1 protein-coding gene is annotated in these 244 nt (G+C 60.2%); it reads right to left on the bottom strand.

Translation table 11 applies throughout. From position 1 onward, the window contains the following. Positions 1-244 (bottom strand): GMC oxidoreductase (locus ACZ3HH_RS30960; RefSeq protein WP_465810522.1); only part of this gene is annotated, 244 nt, incomplete at both ends.

The following is a 244-nucleotide window of genomic DNA, read 5'->3' as shown; positions in this document are numbered from 1 at the left end:
AACCCGCAGGTTCTCCATACCGCGTACCTTCAGTGTGGGTGTCACCACCGCCATCTCGTCAGTGCCCATCTTGCAGGTACCAACCGGGTGAAACACGGTGGCCGCGCACTCGCGCAAATGCACCAGCAACTGCTCATCCGTCTGCACCGCTGATCCTGGCAACATCTCGACGCCACGCGAACTATCGAAGGCTGGCTGGGCAAGAATCCTGCGCGCCAGTTTCACACCCTCGATCAATACGCGC

It is taken from the genome of Pseudomonas sp. PME37.24/025 (genome assembly GCF_055556615.1).
Note: the sequence above shows the minus strand (reverse complement) of the source record. Positions and strands in the feature narration are given on the sequence as shown.